General features: G+C 65.1%; 20 protein-coding genes. 4 read left to right on the forward strand and 16 right to left on the reverse strand.

Translation table 11 applies throughout. From position 1 onward, the window contains the following. From ACTJKQ_RS20925 to ACTJKQ_RS20935, 3 genes are all read left to right on the forward strand, one after another. Positions 1 to 279, forward strand: a 279-nt coding sequence (locus ACTJKQ_RS20925) for a DUF4148 domain-containing protein (RefSeq protein ID WP_440597617.1), incomplete at its 5' end; no start/stop codon positions are given. 241 nt (positions 280 to 520) lie between these two features. Beyond that, the gene (locus ACTJKQ_RS20930) at positions 521 to 925 is read left to right on the forward strand and encodes a hypothetical protein (RefSeq protein ID WP_056063453.1); all 405 of its coding nucleotides are present in this window, start codon (positions 521 to 523) and stop codon (positions 923 to 925) included. A gap of 46 nt (positions 926 to 971) precedes the next feature. Continuing rightward, positions 972 to 2,057, forward strand: coding sequence for a DUF72 domain-containing protein (locus ACTJKQ_RS20935; RefSeq protein ID WP_440597955.1), 1,086 nt, complete (start codon positions 972 to 974; stop codon positions 2,055 to 2,057). A gap of 17 nt (positions 2,058 to 2,074) precedes the next feature. Here the strand turns inward: ACTJKQ_RS20935 and ACTJKQ_RS20940 are convergent, their stop codons facing one another. From ACTJKQ_RS20940 to ACTJKQ_RS20950, 3 genes are all read right to left on the reverse strand, one after another. Then, positions 2,075 to 3,100, reverse strand: coding sequence for a diguanylate cyclase (locus ACTJKQ_RS20940; protein ID WP_440597956.1), 1,026 nt, complete (start codon positions 3,098 to 3,100; stop codon positions 2,075 to 2,077). A 543-nt stretch (positions 3,101 to 3,643) separates the two neighbouring features. Further along, positions 3,644 to 4,093 carry a type II 3-dehydroquinate dehydratase gene (locus ACTJKQ_RS20945; protein WP_440597957.1) on the reverse strand — a complete coding sequence of 150 codons (450 nt, stop codon included), beginning with the start codon at positions 4,091 to 4,093 and terminating at the stop codon, positions 3,644 to 3,646. A gap of 129 nt (positions 4,094 to 4,222) precedes the next feature. Next, positions 4,223 to 5,176, reverse strand: a complete 954-nt coding sequence (locus ACTJKQ_RS20950) for a TRAP transporter substrate-binding protein (protein WP_099732131.1) — start codon at positions 5,174 to 5,176, stop codon at positions 4,223 to 4,225. A 243-nt stretch (positions 5,177 to 5,419) separates the two neighbouring features. Here ACTJKQ_RS20950 and ACTJKQ_RS20955 point away from each other — a divergent pair, with 243 nt between their 5' ends. Further along, positions 5,420 to 6,202 carry an IclR family transcriptional regulator gene (locus tag ACTJKQ_RS20955; RefSeq protein ID WP_288850539.1) on the forward strand — a complete coding sequence of 261 codons (783 nt, stop codon included), beginning with the start codon at positions 5,420 to 5,422 and terminating at the stop codon, positions 6,200 to 6,202. A gap of 6 nt (positions 6,203 to 6,208) precedes the next feature. Here the strand turns inward: ACTJKQ_RS20955 and ACTJKQ_RS20960 are convergent, their stop codons facing one another. From ACTJKQ_RS20960 to ACTJKQ_RS21020, 13 genes are all read right to left on the reverse strand, one after another. Beyond that, the gene (locus ACTJKQ_RS20960) at positions 6,209 to 6,799 is read right to left on the reverse strand and encodes a methylated-DNA--[protein]-cysteine S-methyltransferase (protein WP_440597958.1); all 591 of its coding nucleotides are present in this window, start codon (positions 6,797 to 6,799) and stop codon (positions 6,209 to 6,211) included. Between the two features lie 50 nt (positions 6,800 to 6,849). Beyond that, complete coding sequence (locus ACTJKQ_RS20965) at positions 6,850 to 7,755, reverse strand: SDR family oxidoreductase (protein ID WP_440597959.1); 906 nt, start codon at positions 7,753 to 7,755, stop codon at positions 6,850 to 6,852. Between the two features lie 255 nt (positions 7,756 to 8,010). Next, the gene (locus ACTJKQ_RS20970) at positions 8,011 to 8,943 is read right to left on the reverse strand and encodes a glutathione S-transferase family protein (RefSeq protein WP_440597960.1); all 933 of its coding nucleotides are present in this window, start codon (positions 8,941 to 8,943) and stop codon (positions 8,011 to 8,013) included. A gap of 30 nt (positions 8,944 to 8,973) precedes the next feature. Further along, positions 8,974 to 10,650, reverse strand: a complete 1,677-nt coding sequence (locus tag ACTJKQ_RS20975; RefSeq protein WP_440597961.1) for an isovaleryl-CoA dehydrogenase — start codon at positions 10,648 to 10,650, stop codon at positions 8,974 to 8,976. A gap of 53 nt (positions 10,651 to 10,703) precedes the next feature. Continuing rightward, a complete protein-coding gene (locus ACTJKQ_RS20980) occupies positions 10,704 to 11,156 on the reverse strand; it encodes a GNAT family N-acetyltransferase (RefSeq protein ID WP_440597962.1) in 453 nt (150 codons plus the stop codon). After that, positions 11,156 to 12,172, reverse strand: coding sequence for an NADP-dependent oxidoreductase (locus ACTJKQ_RS20985; protein ID WP_440597963.1), 1,017 nt, complete (start codon positions 12,170 to 12,172; stop codon positions 11,156 to 11,158). Before ACTJKQ_RS20985 ends, ACTJKQ_RS20980 begins: the two co-directional genes overlap by 1 nt. 114 nt (positions 12,173 to 12,286) lie before the next feature. Next, positions 12,287 to 12,718, reverse strand: a complete 432-nt coding sequence (locus ACTJKQ_RS20990) for a PaaI family thioesterase (protein WP_056063497.1) — start codon at positions 12,716 to 12,718, stop codon at positions 12,287 to 12,289. A gap of 154 nt (positions 12,719 to 12,872) precedes the next feature. Next, positions 12,873 to 13,664: an SDR family oxidoreductase gene (locus tag ACTJKQ_RS20995; RefSeq protein ID WP_056063500.1), complete on the reverse strand. Its 792-nt coding sequence runs from the start codon at positions 13,662 to 13,664 to the stop codon at positions 12,873 to 12,875. 183 nt (positions 13,665 to 13,847) lie between these two features. Further along, positions 13,848 to 14,057: a hypothetical protein gene (locus tag ACTJKQ_RS21000; RefSeq protein ID WP_121942757.1), complete on the reverse strand. Its 210-nt coding sequence runs from the start codon at positions 14,055 to 14,057 to the stop codon at positions 13,848 to 13,850. Beyond that, positions 14,057 to 15,925, reverse strand: coding sequence for an acyl-CoA dehydrogenase (locus ACTJKQ_RS21005; protein WP_440597964.1), 1,869 nt, complete (start codon positions 15,923 to 15,925; stop codon positions 14,057 to 14,059). Before ACTJKQ_RS21005 ends, ACTJKQ_RS21000 begins: the two co-directional genes overlap by 1 nt. Before the next feature lie 115 nt (positions 15,926 to 16,040). Then, positions 16,041 to 16,541 carry a PaaI family thioesterase gene (locus tag ACTJKQ_RS21010; protein ID WP_440597965.1) on the reverse strand — a complete coding sequence of 167 codons (501 nt, stop codon included), beginning with the start codon at positions 16,539 to 16,541 and terminating at the stop codon, positions 16,041 to 16,043. Positions 16,542 to 16,544: 3 nt separating this feature from the next. Then, positions 16,545 to 17,720: an acetyl-CoA C-acyltransferase gene (locus tag ACTJKQ_RS21015; protein ID WP_056063507.1), complete on the reverse strand. Its 1,176-nt coding sequence runs from the start codon at positions 17,718 to 17,720 to the stop codon at positions 16,545 to 16,547. 40 nt (positions 17,721 to 17,760) lie between these two features. Next, the gene (locus tag ACTJKQ_RS21020) at positions 17,761 to 19,860 is read right to left on the reverse strand and encodes a 3-hydroxyacyl-CoA dehydrogenase NAD-binding domain-containing protein (RefSeq protein WP_121942754.1); all 2,100 of its coding nucleotides are present in this window, start codon (positions 19,858 to 19,860) and stop codon (positions 17,761 to 17,763) included. Positions 19,861 to 19,973 lie beyond the last annotated feature (113 nt).

Below are 19,973 nucleotides of genomic sequence, written 5' to 3' on the forward strand. Positions count from 1 at the left end.
CGTTTCCTCTCCGTCGCCGCTGTTGCCGCTTTCGCCGCTTTTGGCGCCCATGCCGATGAAGCCGATGGCTCGCAATTTGCCCTGAAGTTCGACACCAACCGCACCCGCGCTGAAGTGGCTGCAGAAGCTGTTGTCGAAGCCCGCACCCACAACATGGAACCCGCAGGCTCGCGTGTGGTGACCTACCAATCCACCGCTGACCGCGCTGCCGTGCGTGCACAGGCTGCCGAAGCCGTGCGCACCGGCCAAATCCCTTCGGGCGAATTCAGCGCCATGTAATTTGGCAGACCAACTGCTTGGGTTGGATTGAAGCAGTTGCGGGACTTCCCATGGTGGTGGCACTTCGCGCGGTGCGGGTGCTGCTGCCATGGGGAGTGTTAACTGAACCGCAGGGGCGGGCAGGCAAAAAGGGCTCCTTTTGGGAGCCCTTTTTGTTGTTGGGCCGCATAGACTTGCGGGTGGCCACACGCTCGGCACGGTCAGCCCTTCATAGAATGACGGACTGTTCGCACGCCGCTTCATGTCCCTCCCACCTTTCCCCATCCGTACCGAATGCCCCCCTGGCACCTGCGTGTGCGACCGGGAGGCGTTGCTGCAAGCACCGGGGGGAGATCTGCGCATCCTGATGCTCACGCGCAGCGAAGAAAAGAAGATGCTGGAGCGCCTGGAAAACCTGGGCAGTCTTGCCGACCTGCGCAGGATGCAGGAGCGCATGGAGCAGCAACTGGGCATCCGCCTGTCCATCACCCAAAGCCCGAACGAGGTGCGCAGCCTGCGGGGCATTGCGATCCTGGTGCACGAACAGCCGGGCCTGTGCCGCAAGACACGGCAGGCCATCCCGGCTGCCATCAAGAAAAGCATGGACACCCACCCCCAGATCACGTTTGACCTGCTGGACGAGAGCGGGCTGTTTGGCAGCTCGTAGCGCAACCTACCCCGCCGTACCGCACCAAACCTCACCACCGCAGCGCATGCAAGACGATCTTTTTGGCGACACGCTGCCCAAGCCCCCGTCGGCAGACGTGCCGGCCAACGGGCCATCGGCACCATCACCCAAGCAAGGCGCTGAGTCCACGGCACGGCGTACCCGGTCTGGCACGGTGGCCCCGATTGTTCCGGACGATGCTCTGGAAGCCTTGGCTGCTGCCCTGCCCCGCCAGTTGCGCCTGGGCACTTCGTCATGGACCTACCCCGGCTGGAAAAGCCTGGTGTGGGAGGGCGAGCATTCCGACACGCAGCTGTCCAAACAGGGGCTGGCCGTGTACGCCCAGCACCCGCTGATGCGCACGGTGAGCATCGACCGCAGCTTCTACCGACCGCTCACGGTGAGCCAGTACGAGCGCTATGCGTCGCAAGTGCCCGACGACTTCCGATTTGTGGTCAAGGCGCCCGGCGTGGTGACGGATGCACTGGTACGCAGCGAAGACGGACGCGGCCGCCAGCCCAACCCGGCGTTCCTCAGCCCCGAGCTGGCCCGCAGCGAATGTGTGGAGCCGGCGCTCCAGGGCCTGGGCCACAAGCTGGGCGCGCTGGTGTTCCAGCTCAGCCCCCTGCCGCTGGCGCAGCTGGATCGCATGCCCGCCTTGCTGGATCGCCTGCGTGCCATGCTGCTGGCCCTGCCCCCGCTGGCACCACTGGCGCCCGATGGGGTGATTGCCGTGGAGGTGCGCGACCCCGAGTGGCTGACGCCCGACTTTGCGGCCGTGCTGCGTGAAGCGGGCGCCACCTATTGCCTGGGGCTGCACGCCAAGATGCCGCCGCTCCACGACCAACTGCCCCTGCTGCGTGCTCTGTGGCCTGGCCCGCTGGTGTGCCGCTGGAACCTGAACCCTGTGCACGGCCCCTACGGCTATGAAGAGGCCGAGCGGATGTACGAACCCTACGACCGCCTGCACCACCCGGACCTGGACACCCGGGCGGCACTGGCCGCAGTGATCGCAGGCATCACAGGCCGTGGACAGAACGCCTTCGTGACCATCAGCAACCATGCCGAAGGCTGTGCGCCACTCACGGTGCGGGGCGTGGCGGAAGAATTCGCTCGGCTGGCGGCCAGGTAAAACCGACCCACCCCGTTTTATTGCTCCGGCGCCTGCTCGATGCGGTTGCGGCCGCCTTGCTTGGCACGGTACATCGCGCGGTCCGCGCGGCGTACCAGCTCTTCGGCCAACTGCTCGCGCTGCGGCGCCATGGTGGCCACGCCGAAGCTCACCGTCACGATGCCCCACGGCGCACCCTCGTGCGGCAGGGCCAGTGCCCGGATGGCTTGCTGGATGTGCTGGGCCATCTCCAGGGCGACCCGGGCATCGGCGCCGGGCAGCAGCACCACAAACTCCTCGCCGCCAAAGCGCGCCACCAGGTCACCGTCGCGCCGTCCCCCGGTCTGTGCCAGCGTCAGGGCCAGGGATTTCAGGCAGGCATCGCCCGCCAGATGGCCGTAGTGGTCATTGAAGTGCTTGAACACGTCAACGTCCAGCATGATCAGCGACAGCGGTCCGTGGGCCCGTTGTGCGCGAGCCCATTCATGGGCCAAGGTCTGGTCAAAATGGCGGCGGTTGGCGATACCGGTCAGGCCGTCGGTGTTGCTGAGCAGCTGCAGCTGGTTGTTGGCCTGGGCCAGTGCCTGGGTGCGCTCATCCACCAATGTCTGCAGCTCCTGGTTGCGCTGCTGCAGGCGGCTGACGGGGTACACCTCGCCGTCTCGGGCCAGTCCATACGGGATGGAGATGCTGCTGTGCGCAATCTTCCAGTCATCGCCCTCCTGCCGGAAGACGAGCACCAAACGGGCGGTCTCGCTGGCAAACAGCGGGTCGGGATGGGGCAAATGAATATGAAAAAACGCGGTCATGGCCAGCACATCGGCGCCCAGTTCCTGCGGGAACAGGTCCAGCACCTCGATGCCGATGCGCCCGGGCACCTGCGCAAAGTCGGTCTGCGTGATGTCCACCCATTCGCTGCGGGTTTTGATGAGCTTGTCGCTGCTGCCCGCAAAGCCGCTGAAGTTCTCGCTGAAGCGATCCACCAGCCGGGCATCGCGCCCGGCATACATCTCGATGTACTCGTCGAAGAGCATGCGGATGAGCCGTTGGCGATCTGGAGACATGCGACGGTTCCTCAGCGAAGACAGTGACATTCGGAAAACAGTCCAGCAAATGGCGCTCACTGCAGCGGATGCTACGGACAAATGTAACACTCGCAACCGCCATCTTGAGGCCTGCTGGCGCTGCGTCTGACAGGTCTCTATGCGCTGCCAGACGGTGATGAAGAGGTGCTGCGTCCAGACTGGGTCACTGTCCTGTCCACCCTGCAGAAGCTGGCGCCATGCTTTTGCGGTCTATGGCAGACACACCGGCGCGGCGCCAGTGCTGAGAGGTGCTCGCCCCACGCCGCGCGGTGTCGCCATCTGGCGGCGCATATGGGCCGCAAGCAAAGACCGTACGTACGGGGCAAGGTCTGGACAGCATCGGGGGCCCACGGGGCGCAGTTGAATGAAGCAATCCATGCAATCGCCAGCGGCCGATTTGTCTAAAAACCGTCGGGCAACCGCCGCTCGGTACCAGCACGGCAAAAGTCAGCGCTGGTCCATCAGCGGCCCATGGCTTTTCAGAAGAGACGTTGACCGCACACCACCGCGCGCGCACATCGCTCAGACAACCTGGGCGGCCTCGCGCAGGCTGTCCACCAGCGCCCGCAGCCCGGCCAGGTAGGAGTGGGGACCGAAGCCCTGCACCGTGGCCTTGACGGCGGGCGAGATGATGGAATGCGCGCGCCAGGCCTCGCGCGCGGCGATGTTGGACATGTGCACTTCGATCACCGGGAAAGGCATGGCCTTGATGGCGTCGTGCAGCGGCACGCCGTGCTGTGTCAGCCCCGCAGGATTCACGAGTGCGCCCTGCGCCACATGGATGTTGGCGTGCAGGAAGTCGATGAGCGCGCCTTCGTGGTTGGACTGCACGATATCGAGCTCCACACCCAGCTCCGCAGCGAGCTTGAGCAAACGCTCGTTGATCTGGGCCAGCGTGGTGGTGCCGTAGATGTGGGGTTCGCGGCGCCCGAACAGGTTGAGATTGGGGCCGTGGAGGATGAGGATTTTCATGGGGTGTTCAGGGTTGGGAGCGGCTGACAAAGCTCAGCGAATCGGTTCTGGCTAGGCGCTGCGTCGCAGGCAGTGCGAATAGCACGACAAGACGCAGCAACGACGCCAGAAGAGTTTTGCCAGGCGCTCTTACTTGCGGATGCGGGCGAGTTCGTCGTTGTAGAGCTTCACAATCGCCGGGTCATAGGTGGCCGCGAACTTCTCGATCACGGGCTTGGCGATCTGCTGCATGCGGGCCAGCTCGGCGGGCGTGATCTCGTTGTAGGCCATGCCTTTGGCCTGCAGGTCACCCACCGAACGCTGCGCTGCAGCGCGGCTCACCTGGCGCTGGTAGCCACGCGACTCGTTGGCAGCGTCGTGCATCATCTTCTGCTCGGCAGGGGTGAGCTGGTCCCAGAACTTCTTGCTCACCAGCACGATGTTGGCGGCGTACACGTGGTTGGTGGCGCTCACGTACTTCTGCACCTCGAACATCTTGTTCGACAGGATCACGGCATAGGGGTTCTCCTGGCCGTCCACGGCCTTGGCTTCCAGCGCGCCGTACAGCTCGGCAAACGGCATGGGCACAGGGTTGGCCTTGAAGGCCTTGAAGGTCTCCAGGAACACCGGGTTGGGGATCACGCGCAGCTTGAGGCCATCAAAATCATCGGCCTTGGTGATAGGGCGCCTGCTGTTGGTCACGTTGCGAAAACCGAGGTCCCAGTAGCCCAGGGCCACCAGGCCCTTCTCGGGCAATCGGGCGATCAGCGCCTGGCCCAGGGGGCCGTCGAGCAGCGCATCGGCCTGCGCAAAGTTGGCCACAGAAAAGGGAAAGTCCACCAACCCGAATTCCTTGACGATGCCGGCCAGCGAGGTGGTGGCCGGGGCCGACATCTGCTGCACACCGCCCTGCAGCGCCGACTGCTGCTGCATCTCGTTGCCCAGCTGCGAGGCGGGGAACTCCATCACCTTCATCTTGCCGCCGCTCTTGGCCGCCAGCAGCTCGCCAAAACGCTTGACGCCAAAGCTCACGGGGTGGTCGGCATTGTTCAGGTGTCCGAAGCGGATCACGCGCTCCTGCTGCGCGGCGGCGGGCAGCGCCATCAAGAAGGACAGGCCAGCGGCCGCCAGAAGGCAAGCAGTTTTTTTCACAGGGACTTCTCCAACAAAAAGAGACCAGCAATGTGCACACCAGGCCCGGAGTGCATCGGGAACTGCATCGTATGAATAAAGTGGAAACTGTTTCCACAGTAGAAACCCTTTAACAATTTTTGATACATTGCGCCCGAAGAACCAGCGCCTGGGTATCCTGGAAAAACCGGTCCACGATCACGAAGAGCCCCCGCCATGAGCAGCATCCTTGAACGCAGTTTCAAAGTCCTGGAGCACCTTGCTCCACACCCTGAAGGCAAGGCCCTGTCGAGCCTGGCCTCCGAACTGGACATGCCACTGAGCGCCACGCACCGCCTGCTGGCCGAGTTGATCCGTTGCGGCTACGTGCGGCAGGACCAGAGCCAGGGCAACTACATGCTCACCATCAAGCTGGTGTCGCTGGGCCTGGGCTATCTGAGCGCCACGGGCGTGGTGGACATTGCCCAGCCCCTGCTGGACCGGCTGGCCGCCGAATCTGGCGAACTGGTGCGTCTGGCCGTGGTGGATGGCGACGCGCTGACCTTTGTGGCCAAGGCGCAAGGGGCCGTGCGCGGCCTGCGCTACGACCCGGACATGGGCCTGTCGGTCAACCTGTCGTGCAGCTCGGCCGGCCATGCCTGGCTGTCCACGATGAGCGATGAAGAGGCTCTGGCCCTGGTGGCGCGCCAGGGCTTTGGCAAACCCGAGGAGTACGGCCCCAACGCCCCCACCACCGTGAAGGCCCTGCTGGCCTACCTGCGCACCGCACGGCAGCAGGGCTTCAGCACCATCGTCGAGGTGTTTGCTCCGGCCATGACGGCCATGGCCGCACCCATCCGGCAAGGCAACGGCCCGGTGATCGGGGTGGTGACCATTGCGGGCCCGCTGGTGCGCCTGACGCCCGAGCGCATGCAGGCCCTGGGCCCTGCCCTGCTGAACACCACGCACGAGCTGGCCATGGCCAGCGCGGGGTCGCCCCTGCTCAAAAAGCGCGGCTGAACCCCTTCAGCCCCTGGGTGCAAACAGCGCCAGGGTCTCGTGCGCAAACGCGCCCTCGATGTCCAGCATGCGCATCTTGGTGGTGGCGCCGCCACCGGCCGAAAAACCGCCGGTCTTGCCGTTCGCCGCCAGGATACGGTGGCACGGCACCACAGGCGCAAACGGGTTGTGGCCCAACGCCTGGCCCACGGCGCGCGCAGCACCCGGTTCGCCCAATGCGGCAGCCATCTCGCCATAGGTCATGGTTTTGCCGGGTGGAATGCGGCGGGCCAGCTCGTACACGCGGGCGTGAAAGGGAGGCACGGCGTCGAGCGCCAGGGGCACATCACGCAGGTCGTCCTGCGCACCTTCAAGCAGGGCCACCACGCGTGCTGCCCAGGCTGCCACATCGGGTGGCATCGCACCTTCGGCAAGCTGCGGAAACCGGCGCTGCATGCGGGCACGCGTTGCCACCTCGCCCGCGTCTTCCGGCAACTGCACCCCCACCAGCAGCGCCCCCCGCCATGCAATGCCGCAGTGGCCGATGGCCGTGGGGAACAGCGCATAGCCGCCTGTGGGGCGGTGCGACGTGTCGCTGGCGTGCAGCTCTGCGGCCATTTGCTACTCTTTGAATAGCATTCAGGGCATGTAAATCAAGCGCCTCTGGCTTAATCAGCCCTCAGCGCTGCCCGCAACTGTGCACCCAGCTCGGGCTTGGCGGCAAACGGGTCGGTGGGGTTGCGGCCCATCATCACGTCTTCCATGCGCGTCTGCACCGAGGCCAGGGCCTTAGGGTGGCTGTAGATGTAGAACTGGCCCTGGGCAGCAGCGTCGAAGACCTTTTGCGCGACCTCGGCCGCCGTCACCTTGCCACTGCCCACGGCCTTGTCGCTCATCGCCTGCCCGATGAGCTGGCTCTTGGTGGGCTTTTCGGCAGGCAGGTCGCCGGGGCGGTTGCGGTGGCTCTGGTTGATGCCGGTGGGCACAAAGAACGGGCACAACACGCTGGCGCCGATCTGGTCAGTGACCAGCGACAAATCCTGATACAGCGTCTCCGACAGACTGACCACTGCGTGCTTGCTCACGTTGTAGATGCCCATGTTGGGCGCTGCCAGCAGGCCCGCCATGCTGGCGGTGTTGATGATGTGGCCGCGCCACGCCGGGTCGGCCTTGGCGGCTGCCAGCATCATGGGTGTGAACAGGCGCACGCCGTGCACCACACCCCACAGGTTCACGCCCAGCACCCATTCCCAGTCCTTGACCGAGTTTTCCCACACCAGGCCGCCCGCGCCCACGCCTGCGTTGTTGAACACCAGGTGCGGTGCGCCAAAGCGCTGCTGCACGTCGGCGGCGAGTTGCTCCATCTGGGCGGCGTTCGACACGTCCACCTTGCGCGCCAGCACCTGCGCGCCTGCGGCCTGCATCTCGACCGTTGCAGCGTCGAGCGCGTCCTGTTGCACATCGACCAGCACCAGGTTCATGCCGAGGCGAGCGCCAATACGCGCGCATTCCAGGCCAAAGCCCGAGCCTGCGCCGGTGAGGACGGCGGTTTTACCGGCAAAGTTGTCGATCATTTTTCTGTCTCCTTGAAATCGTTGCCATTTACGGCGTTGGTCAAAACTGACGGGACCCAGGCCAGAGACGCCTAGCAAGGGCCGCCGAGCCGCGTATGCGGCGCCTCGCTTGCGTGCGAGGGCGCCGTCCCCCTTCCAGAATTGCCACTGCAATTCGAGAGAAGGGGCTGAGGGCCGCGGCTCCAAGCCTGCCTGCGCAGGCTTGGACGTGCCCGAAGAGCGGTCGCCTCTGGCGCCAGCACGGAGGGGCGCTCCTCAGGGGGTTGCTCTCAAAACGTAGCCGATACGGGGGAAGTGAACGTGCACCGTGCCCGCACGCGGATCGGTACGGCGCAGCGTGTAGCGGGTGCGGGTGGCGGCAATCAGCTCACCTTCCGTGGGCTCTGTGCCAAAGCTCTCGGCGGCAATCGTGACCTGGGTACCCAGCGGGATGCCGTGCTCGTCCTGGAACACGTCGTCGGTCAGCGGCAGCGGCTCCATGCCCGCGGCCACGGTGATGGCGTCGGCGGCACTGAACTTCTCCATGCGGCCGTGGCCCAGCGCAGCGATGCGGTCCATCCACTCCAGCACGGCGGGTGTGGCGGTAAAGATGTCGGCCATCACGGGCACGCACTGGCGCGTGAACCACAGCGGGTGGTAGGCCGCAAAGTCGGCCAGGCAAGGCTCGGCGCCGAACAGGAAGTCGTGTTCCTCGGCCATGTGCGCAATACGCCGCAGGTACGAGCGGTAGGCGGCTGTGGCATCGGCCGGTCGCAGGCGCTGCATGCCCGCGCTCATCTCGCGGCGGTCTTCGCCAAACACTTGCGCGGCAGCCGGCGGCAGGTTGGCAAACAACACGGCGGCGCCCTTGGGCTGCAGGTTGTAGGCCATGGCAGCCCAGAACAGCGTGGTGTCGGCCCACTGCGCAAACACGCGCGACACGCCTTTGAGGTGCGGCGGATACAGCACGGGTTCGGGATGCTCATGCTCCAGCACATCGCAGATCAGGGCCGAGTCGCAATAGATGTCGGCGCCGATCTGCAAGAACGGCGTCTTGCGATACCCGCCGGTCAGCGCCACCACATCGGGCTTGGGCATGACGCTGGGGACGATGACGGACTTCCAGGCCAGCTGCTTGAAGCCGAGCACCGCACGGATCTTTTCGGAAAACGGGGACGAGGGGTAGTGGTGCAGGATGAGGTGGGACATGGGTTTCTCCGCAAAATTCTGTGGGATGGCTCAGGCCGGAAGTGCGCGGTCCAAGATGGCTTCAAGGTTGACACCCGCGCCCAGCGTGCCAAAGCTGTAGCCCCAGTCACCAGAGAGGCGCGAGTCGCAAAACGCGCGGAACACTGCGCCGGGCGCACTGCGCAACAACAGGGCCGCCTGCACTGCCAACGCTACATCCTGGGCGAGTCGCCGGGCCTCGGCCTCGGTGGTCATGGCGTCTACACGCAGGGGCAGTGCGCCGGCCAGACGGTCCAGCGCCGGGTGGGCGCCGCGTGCGGGTGCCAGTTCGGCGTCCAGCGCGGCAGCGGTGTCGGCGCGGCGCACGGCGCGCATCAAATCCAGCGCCATGATGTTGCCCGCGCCTTCCCAGATGGAGTTGAGCGGCATCTCGCGGTAGATGCGAGCCATGACGCCTTCACCGCCCTCCTCCACATAGCCGTTGCCGCCCAGGCATTCCATGGCCTCCTGCGCAAACACGCTGCCGCGCTTGCACACCCAGAACTTGGCGACGGGCGTGAGCAGGCGGGCCATCACGGCTTCGTGCTCGCTGGTGGCCTTCTTGTCGAAAGCGCTGGCCAAGCGGATTGACAGCGCGGTGGCGGCTTCGCTCTCCAGCGCCAAATCGGCCAGCACGTTGCGCATCAGCGGCTGCTCGATGAGCTTTTTGCCAAAGGCCGATCGCTGGCGCGTGTGGTGCAGCGCAATGCTGAGCGCCTGCCGCATGAGCCCGCTGGTGCCCAGGGCGCAGTCCAGCCGCGTCATGGTGCCCATCTCCAGGATCTGCGCCACACCCCGGCCCTCTTCGCCCACGCGCCAGGCCATCGCGCCGATGAACTCGACCTCGGAGCTGGCATTGGCGTGGTTGCCCAGCTTGTCTTTCAGGCGCTGGATGCGAATGGTGTTGACCGCCCCTTCGCCACCATCAGGCAACACGCGCGGCAGGAAGAAGCAAGTGAGCCCGCCGGGCGCCTGCGCCAGGATCAGGAAGGCATCGCACATGGGCGCCGAGAAAAACCATTTGTGGCCGGTGATGCGATAGCGCGCGCCCCAGGCATCGTCGCCATCGTGGACAGCCTGTGTGGTGTTGGCACGCACGTCCGATCCGCCCTGCTTCTCGGTCATGCCCATGCCCATGGTGAGCGCGGATTTCTGCGAGAACAGCGCCAGGCGCGGGTCGTACTGCGTGCTTGCCAAACCCTTGCTCCAGTCCGCCCATACTGCTGAATTGCCTCGCAGTGCCGGGGTCACGGCGTAGCTCATCGACACGGGGCACAGCACCGAGGGCTCGGCCTCGGTGAACAGCATGAAGCCCGCCGCGCGCTCCACATGCGCGTGGCCCGTGTCCTGGCGCGACCACGGCGTGGCGTGCAGGCCGTGGCGCAGCGCGGCGCCCATCAGCGCGTGGTAGCTGGGGTGGAACTCCACCACATCCGTGCGGTGGCCAAAGCGGTCGTGCGTGCGCAACTGGGGCTTGTGGGTGTTGGCCAGGCGCGCGTGGGTCAGCATGTCGGCCGAGCCCATCTCGGCGCCCAGCGCGGTGAGGCCCTCCACACGCAGGCCAGGTGCATGCAGGCGCAGCGCGTCCTGCAGCGGCTGGTTGGTGGTGAACAGGTTCACATCCGCCCACGGCGTGCTCTGGTTGAAGACGTCATGGGTACGCGCCAGGGTGGCGGTGGGCAAGGTCATGTCGGCTCCTTCACGGGTGGGCTGTGTGAATGGTCGAAGGGGCTGCGGCTGTGTCAGCCCGCCTTTCGCAGCATTTCAATGTGCGGGATATCGTCTTCCAGGTATTCGTCGGACACCGCCTCAAAACCCAGGCTGCCGTAGAAGCCCCGCAGGTGCGCCTGCGCACTGATGCGGATGCCCCGGCCCGGCCACGCCTGGCTGCAGCGGGCGATGCCCTCTTGCATCAGCGCCCGGCCTGTGCCGTTGCCGCGCGCCTCCTTGGCGGTGACCACGCGGCCAATGGAGGGCTCGGGGTAGTTCACGCCCGGGTCCACCACGCGCAGGCAGGCTTGCAGCGCACCCGCCTCGTCGTAGCCCAGCAGGTGGTAGGACTGCTTGTCCGCTTCGTCCGGGTCCTGGTAGGGGCCTTGCTCCAGGATGAACACCTTGCAGCGCAAGGCCAGGGCGTCATGCAGCGCATGCACGCCCAGGTCATCGAAGCGGGCCCAGGTCCACGTCAGCATCATCAGATCAGCTTGACCAGTTGCTTGCCAAAGTTCTTGCCCTTGAGCAGGCCCAGGAAGGCCTCGGGCGCGGCGGCAATGCCTTGGGCAATGGTTTCGCGCGGGCGCAGCTTGCCGGTGCCGACCAGCGTGCCCAGCTCCTTGAGGGCATCAGGCCAGACTTCCATGTGCTCGCTGACGATGAAACCTTCAACCTTCATGCGGTTGATGAGCATGAGCGCGGGGTTGGCCATGGGCAGCGGTGCGCCGTCGTAGCCGGCGATCATGCCGCACAGGGCGATGCGGCTGAAGGCGTTCATGCGCAGCATGACGGCGTCCATGATCCAGCCGCCCACGTTCTCGAAGTAGCCATCGATGCCGTTGGGGCACGCTTCCTTCAGGGCCTTGGACATGGCCTTCACGTCGCTGTGTTGCTTGTAGTCGATGCAGGCGTCAAAGCCCAGTTCTTCCACTGCGTACTTGCACTTGTCGGCACCGCCCGCAATGCCCACCGCGCGGCAGCCACGGGCCTTGGCGAGGGCCGTAAAAGCGCTGCCCACGGCGCCCGTGGCGGCGCTCACCACCACGGTGTCGCCTTCCTTGGGCGCAATGATCTTGACCAGGCCGTACCAGGCCGTGACACCCGGCATGCCCACGGCGCCCAGGTAGTGCGACAGCGGCACATGGGTCGTATCGACCTTGCGCAGCGCGCCGGGCTGGTCGGCATTGACCACGCTGTATTCCTGCCAGCCGCCCATGCCCACCACCTTGTCGCCCACGGCGTACTTGGGATGCTTGCTCTCGGCCACTTCACCCACGGTGCCACCGATCATGACTTCGCCCAGCGCCTGCGACGCGGCGTAGCTCTTGCTCTCGTTCATGCGGCCGCGCATGTAGGGGTCCAGGCTCAGGTAGTGGTGGCGTACCAGCACCTGGCCATCCTGCAGCGCGGGCGTGTCGGTCGCGACCAGCTTGAAGTTGCTGGCCACCGCTTCGCCCTGGGGACGGTTGTCGAGAACGATTTGTTGGTTGCGTGGCATGGAAAGCTCCTTCAGAAAATTCAACACTATGTTTTTGATAGCTGCCAGCGCATATATACATTGCGCTTGCAGGCAAAAAGGCTTTAAAAACTGCTGGCGACCTCAACCACTGGCTCAGTCGGTGGAGATGACCTTGAGGTCATTCACATTGCGCCCGTCCACCGGCAGGCGCTTGACGTACTTGAACGTGCCGGTGGCGTGGCAGCACACCTTGCCTTGGGCGTCGTACACCGTGCCCTCGGTGAACGCCATGGTGGCCGTGCGGTGAATCAATCGCCCCTTGGCCACCAGCGGCCCGCGCGCGGGCTGCATGAAGCTGGTCTTCATCTCGATGGTGACCACCCCCATGTCCGGCGTCACGCTGCGCGCGGCCGTCGCCATGGTCACGTCCAGCAGCGTCATCGACGCGCCACCGTGGGTCACGGCAAACGAGTTCAGGTGCTCAGGCTTGGCTTCGTAACGCAGCTCGGACTCGCCGTCCTCCATGCGGTGCAGCGTGAAGCCCAGGTGGCTGACAAAGGGGATTTCGACACCAAAACTAATCAAGGTTTTTTCCTTTGGAAATGTAGGTCGCAACGGGCGCGGCACAGGCGAGGGACGCAGAGCAAGGGCCGCCCCGCAGCGATTGCGTCGTCCCCCTTCCCGAATCGCGCAGCGATTCGAGAGAAGGGGGAAGCGGCGCAGCCGCTCAGGGGGATGTTCACCCTCCGGTCACAATGCTCACGCCGCCATCCACCGCCAGCCATTGGCCGGTGATGTGCTTGCCCGCATCCGACGCATACAGCGCGCACAGGCCCTTCAGGTCTTCATCATCGCCCAGGCGGCCCAGGGGGGCGTGTGCAGCCAGCGCTTCTTCGCCCATGGCCTTGAGTGTGCCCACCGTCATCTTGCTAGGGAAGAAGCCCGGGCAGATCGCGTTGACGCGGATGTTGTAGGCCCCCCATTCGGCCGCCAGCGCCCGGGTGAAGTTGATCACCGCGCCCTTGGAGGTGTTGTAAGCAATGGTGTTCATGCCCTTGGGGTTGCCGCCCAGGCCGGCGATGGACGCCACATTGATGATGCTGCCGCTGCGGCGGCCGATCATGCTGTGCTTGGCGATGTGCTGGCTCAGGATGAAGTACCCACGCACGTTGAGGTTCATCACCTTGTCCCAGGCCTCCACGGGGTGGTCTTCAGCCGGAGAGCCCCAGGCCGCGCCTGCGTTGTTGACCAGGATGTCCACATGGCCCAGGCGCTGCAAGGTCTCGTCGGCCAGGCGGCGGATGTCCTCTTCCTTGGCGCAGTCGGCGGCAATCCAGCGCGCGTCGATGCCTGCGGCTTGCAGGTCGGCCGTGGCTTCTTCCAGGTCAGACGCCTTGCGCGAGCTGAGCACGATCTTGGCGCCCGCCTCGCCCAGCGCGTGGGCCAGTTGCAGGCCCAGGCCGCGCGAGCCGCCGGTCACCAGGGCGGTCTTGCCCGTCAGGTCAAACAGTTGTTGGATGGTGCGTGTCATGTGAATGTCTCCTTGGATTTTTGCCAGTCGATGGATGTTCTCGGACCACAGCCCGGCGCTGGGATGCGCCAGCCAGGGGGTGGAATACAGGCAGCCATTGTGCGGCGCCAGAAGGCTGCATTGTGTCGCCGCCGCGTCCGCTCCGCAGTGGGCCGGCCAGGTGGCTACAGCGGTGCCGCAGCGTCAGCCCTGGGGGTCGGCCTTGAGCCGCGCACGCACGGCGATCAGCACCACGCCCACTGCCGCCACCACGCCCCCACCCACCATCAGCACCCAGCCCGTGGCCGCGTCGGTGCGGGCGGTGGCAATGCCCAGCACCAGCGTGAGCAGGCCGCCGTAGATCAGCACCCAGATGAGCTTTTGCAAGCGCTGCAACGTGCTCAGAGCCGCCATCAGAAAGCCTCTTCCGGAAAGCTGGCGCAGGTCGCGTCGCGTGCACTGACCACTTGCAGCCAGGCGCCAATCTTGGGCAGCTCGTAATGGAAGAAAAAGCGCATGGCGCCCATGCGGCCCACGCTGGCGGGCTGCGCCAGGGCTGCATCGGCCGCCAGGGTGGCCAGCGCCACGTCCAGCCACACCCAGGCCAGCACCGTGTGGCCAAAGGCCTGCATGTAGGGCACGGCGTTGGACAGCGCATCAGCGGGTTGGCCCGTGGCCCAGGCGGCCTTGGTGGCAGCGCCCACGTCCTGCAGCGCCTTGCCCAGCGCGTTGGCGTGGGCGGCGAGCGCGGGCACCTGGATGGCACGCTCGATGGTGGCGTTGATGCGCCCAGCCAGCAGTTGCAGGCCCCGGCCGCCTTCCATCAGCACCTTGCGACCCAGCAGGTCCATGGCCTGGATGCCGTGGGTGCCTTCGTGGATCATGTTCAGGCGGTTGTCGCGCCAGTACTGCTCCACCGGGAAGTCGCGCGTGTAGCCGTAGCCGCCGTGGATCTGGATGGCCAGGCTGTTGGCCTCCAGGCACCATTCGCTGGGCCAGCTCTTGGCGATGGGGGTCAGCACCTCCAGCAGCAGGCGGGCTTCGTCGGCCGCAGCGGCATCGCCCGTGTGTTGCTCGTCCACCAGCCGCGCGCAGAACAGGTTGAGCGCCAAGGCGCCCTCGCCGTACGACTTTTGCGCCAGCAGCATGCGCTTGACGTCTGCGTGCTCCACGATGCGCACCTGGGGCTGGGCGGCGTCCTTGACCACGGCAGCCGCGCCGTCCTTGGGGCCCTGCACGGGCCGGCCCTGGGGTCGGTTCTTGGCGTAGTCCAGGCTGGCGTAGTAGCCCGCCAGGCCGAGCATGGTGGCGGCCATGCCGATGCCAATACGCGCCTCGTTCATCATGTGGAACATGCAGTGCAGGCCCTTGCCGGGCTGGCCGACCAGGTAACCCACGGCGCCTGCCTGACCATCCACGGGGTACTTGCCCTCGCCAAAGTTCAGCAGCGTGTTGGTGGTGCCGCGCCAGCCCAGCTTGTGGTTCAGGCCCGCCAGCGCCACGTCGTTGCGCACGCCGGTCAGCTGGCCGTTGGTGTCCACCAGCTTCTTGGGCACGATGAACAGCGAGATGCCCTTGGTGCCGGGCACCAGCTTGCCTTCTGGCCCCGGGATCTTGGCCAGCACCAGGTGCACGATGTTTTCGGTCAGCTCATGGTCGCCCGAGCTGATCCACATCTTGTTGCCCTTGAGGCGGTAGCGGGGACCGAGCGGGTCGCTCTCAAAGCCCTCGCCATCCGGCACGGCGCGTGTGGCCACGTCGGACAGGGACGAGCCCGCCTGTGGCTCCGACAGGCACATGGTGCCCGACCAGCGGCCGTTGAATTCATTGAGCGCAAACACCTGCTTTTGCAGATCGGTGCCATGCACCATGAGCAGGTTGGCGTTGCCCGAGGTCAGCAGGTTGGACCCAATGCTGATCGAGGCGGCCGCAAAAAAACTGTTGGCCGCAGCCTCCACCGTGTAGGGCAGCTGCATGCCGCCAATGTCGTAGTCCTGCGCGGCGCTCAGCAGGCCCGACTCGGCGTAGGCGCGCCGTGCTTCGTAGGTGGCTTGCGGCAGCACCACGCGCAGCGTGCCGTCGGGCTCGGTCTCGGTGCGGGGTTCTTCGGTGTCCACCACGCGGTTGAAGGGCGCGTACTTCTCGCGCGCGATGCGCTCGGAGGTGTCGAGCACGGCATCGAAGGTTTCGCGGGAGTGGTCTGCAAAGCGCTCGCGAGTTTGCAGCTTCTCGGCGTTCAGCCACTGGTAGAGCAGGAAATCGACGGTGGGACGTAGGCTCATGGCATTTCAGGGTTAAAACAGCCACAGGCGCAGATAAATCATGCGCCAGCAGCTATCAAATAAGGAGTTAACGGCGCAAGAGTGAGGAGGAACATGCTCCCATCCCTTGCCACCATCAGGCGCCTGCAGGGGCCGGCGCTGCGTCTTCGCGCGGTGGCAGTGCGGCAATGGTGCCTTGCGCCATGGCGCACAGCTTTTCGGTGCCTGCCTGCACCACCAACACATCGCAGCGGCACACCGCCTGCGCACGGCCATGGTGCACCGCCTGCGCACGGGCGATGAGCAGTTCGCCCACCGCAGGGCGCAGGTAGTTGATCTTGAACTCGGAGGTCACCACGGGCACCCGCATCGCGGTGCCTCCTGCGTAGGTCAGGGCGTTGTCGGCCACATAGCTCAGCACGCCCCCGTGCACAAACCCGTGCTGTTGCAGCAACTGGGGCGTGATGGGCAGGTGCAGCTCGCAGTGCCCTGGGGACAAGGCATGCAGCCGCGCCCCCACCAGGATGCTGAACGGCTGCGATGCCAGTACCTCACGCCCCATGGCCAGGAAGACCTCGGGCGACACCACGACATCAGGGATGTCGGTGCGCGGTGGCGACGAGGCCTGCCCGGACATGGCTTACAGCACCTCGAAAATGCCCGCAGCGCCCATGCCGCCGCCGATGCACATCGTCACGCACACCTTCTTGGCGCCACGGCGCTTGCCTTCGATGAGGGCGTGGCCCGTGAGGCGCTGGCCCGACACACCGTAGGGGTGGCCCAGAGCGATGGCGCCGCCGTTCACGTTCAGACGGTCCGCCGGGATGCCCAGCTTGTCGCGGCAGTACAGCACCTGCACGGCGAAGGCTTCGTTCAGCTCCCACAGGTCGATGTCCTGCACCGTGAGGCCCAGCTTCTTCAGCACCTTGGGCACGGCAAACACAGGGCCGATGCCCATTTCGTCAGGCTCGCAACCGGCCACTGCAAAGCCGAGGAAACGGCCCAGGGGCTTGAGGCCCTTCTTGCTGGCGTACTCTTCGCTGGTGATCACGCAGGCACCGGCGCCGTCAGAGAACTGGCTGGCATTGCCGGCCGAGATCAGGCCACCGGGCAGTGCCGACCGCAGGCCGCTGATGGCCTCCACCGTGGTTCCTTCACGCGTGCCTTCATCCTTGCTCACGGTCACTTGCTTGGTGATCAGGCCCAGGGTCTTGTCAGCCACACCAGCCGTCACGGTGATGGGGGCGATTTCTGCATCGAACAAGCCGTTGGCCTGAGCGGCACAGGCCTTTTGCTGGCTGCCTGCACCGTACTCGTCCATGGCTTCGCGGCCGATGTTGTAGCGCTTGGCCACTTGCTCGGCGGTCTGCAGCATGCTCCAGTAGATCTCGGGCTTTTGCTTGGCCAGAGCCAGGTCCTGGATCATGTGCAGGTTCATCTCCTGCTGCACGCAGGAGATGCTTTCAACACCACCGGCCACGAACACATCGGCTTCGCCAGCGATGATGCGCTGGGCGGCCATGGCAATGGTCTGCAGGCCCGAAGAGCAAAAGCGGTTGACCGTGACGCCGGAGGCGGTGATGGGCAGACCGGCCTTCAAGGCGATCTGGCGCGCGATGTTGCTGCCGGTGGCGCCTTCGGGCGTGGCGCAACCCATGATGACGTCGTCCACGTCAGCGCCATCAATGCCGGCGCGCAACACGGCGTGCTGCACGGCATGGCCGCCCAGGGTGGCGCCATGCGTCATGTTGAACGAACCCTTCCAGCTCTTGGCGAGCGGCGTGCGGGCGGTGGAAACAATCACTGCGGAGGTCATGTGAATTCCTTTGATTCTGTAGATGGGTGCACGCGGCTATTTACTGGAAGGCCTTGCCTTCGGCGGCCAGCTTGGCCAGCAGCGGAGCGGGCTTCCAGAACGCTGCGTCATCCAGCGGGTTCTTGGCAAAACGGTCCATGGCCTGCACCACGTTGAACAGACCCACTTCGCTGGCGTAGTGCATGGGGCCGCCACGGTGGATGGGGAAGCCGTAGCCGGTCAGGTACACCATGTCGATGTCGCCGGACTTGCTGGCAATGCCGTCTTCCAGGATGTGCGCGCCTTCGTTGACCAGTGCGAACACCAGGCGCTGCACGATTTCTTCGTCCGAAATCTTGCGCGGCGTGATGCCCAGCTCCTTGCGGTGGTCTTCGATCATCTTGTTGACCAGGTCGCTCGGGATCGCGTCGCGCTTGCCGGCCTGGTAGTCGTACCAGCCTGCGCCGGTCTTCTGGCCGAAGCGGCCCAGTTCACACAGCTTGTCGGCCGTGCGGCTGTACTTCATGTCGGCGCGCTCGACGGAGCGGCGCTTGCGGATGGCCCAGCCAATGTCGTTACCCGCCAGATCGCCCATGCGGAACGGGCCCATGGCAAAGCCAAACTTTTCGATGGCCTTGTCCACCTGCTGGGGAGTGCAGCCTTCGTCCAGCAGGAAGCCAGCCTGGCGGCTGTACTGCTCGATCATGCGGTTGCCGATGAAACCATCGCACACGCCCGAGACCACGGAAGTCTTCTTGATCTTCTTGCCGATGGCCATCACGGTGGCCAGCACGTCCTTGGCGGTCTCCTTGCCACGCACCACTTCCAGCAGCTTCATCACGTTGGCAGGGCTGAAGAAGTGCATGCCCACCACGTCCTGCGGGCGCTTGGTAAACGCTGCGATCTTGTCCACGTCAAGCGTGGAGGTGTTGGAGGCCAGGATGGCGCCGGGCTTGGCCACAGCGTCGAGTTGCTTGAACACAGCTTCCTTGACGCCCATCTCCTCGAACACGGCTTCGATGATGAGGTCGCAGTCCTTGAAGTCGTCGTAGCTCAGCGTGGTGCTCAGCAGGGCCATGCGCTGCTCGTACTTGTCCTGCTTAAGCTTGCCCTTCTTGACCTGGGCTTCGTAGTTCTTCTTGATCGTGGCCACGCCACGGTCCAGGGCTTCCTGCTTCATTTCCAGGATCTTGACGGGGATGCCTGCGTTCAGGAAGTTCATAGAAATGCCGCCACCCATGGTGCCCGCGCCAATCACGCCCACCAGCTTGATGTCGCGCTTGGGGGTGTCGGAGGCCACATCAGGGATCTTGCTCGCCGCACGCTCAGCCATGAACAAATGGCGCAGTGCACGCGACTCGGGCGTCCACATCAGGTTGATGAAGATCTCGCGCTCGACCAGCATGCCTTCGGCGAACTTCTTCTTGGTGGCGGCTTCAACAGCGTCCACGCACTTGGCGGGTGCGGGGAAGTTCTTGGCCATGCCCTTGACCATGTTGCGCGCGAACTGGAAGTACGCGTCGCCTTCGGGGTGCTTACAGGGGAAGTTGCGCACCAGGGGCAGCGGGCGGGCATCGGCCACGCTCTGGGCAAACGCCAGGGCTTCTGCGGCCAGCGATTCGGCCGACGCGGCCATCTTGTCAAACAGCTTCTGGCCGGGCACGGCGCCGATCATTTCGCTCTTGACGGGCTCACCGCTCACGATGAGGTTGAGCGCGGCTTCCACACCAATCACGCGGGGCAGGCGCTGCGTACCGCCTGCGCCGGGGATCAGGCCCAGCTTGACTTCTGGCAGTGCAATCGAGCAGCCAGGCGCCGCAATGCGGTAGTGGCAACCCAGGGCCAGCTCCAGCCCGCCACCCATGGCCACGCTGTGCATGGCGGCCACGACGGGCTTTGCCGAGTTTTCAATGGCGGCAATCACCGACAGCAGGTTGGGTTCTTGCAGCGACTTGTCGGTGCCGAACTCCTTGATGTCGGCGCCGCCAGAGAACGCACCACCGGCACCGGTGATCACGATGGACGTGACCGCTGCATCGGCATTGGCACGGCCAAGGCCGTCCACGATGCCCTGGCGGGTCGCCAGACCGAGTCCGTTGACAGGAGGGTTGGCCATGGTGATCACGGCAACGGAGCCGTGGACTTTGTATTCAGCGGTCATGGTGCTGTTGTTCCTTGGAAAATGAAAAAGAACGATCGTGCGTTTTTATTGTAGAGACTTCAAACCCATTTGGCGTGTCAATTTGTCCCGGGCGGGACAAGGGGGTTTCAGAC

The sequence above is a fragment of the Acidovorax sp. 22279 genome (genome assembly GCF_052045435.1).
GTDB classification, from domain to species: domain Bacteria; phylum Pseudomonadota; class Gammaproteobacteria; order Burkholderiales; family Burkholderiaceae_C; genus Acidovorax; species Acidovorax delafieldii.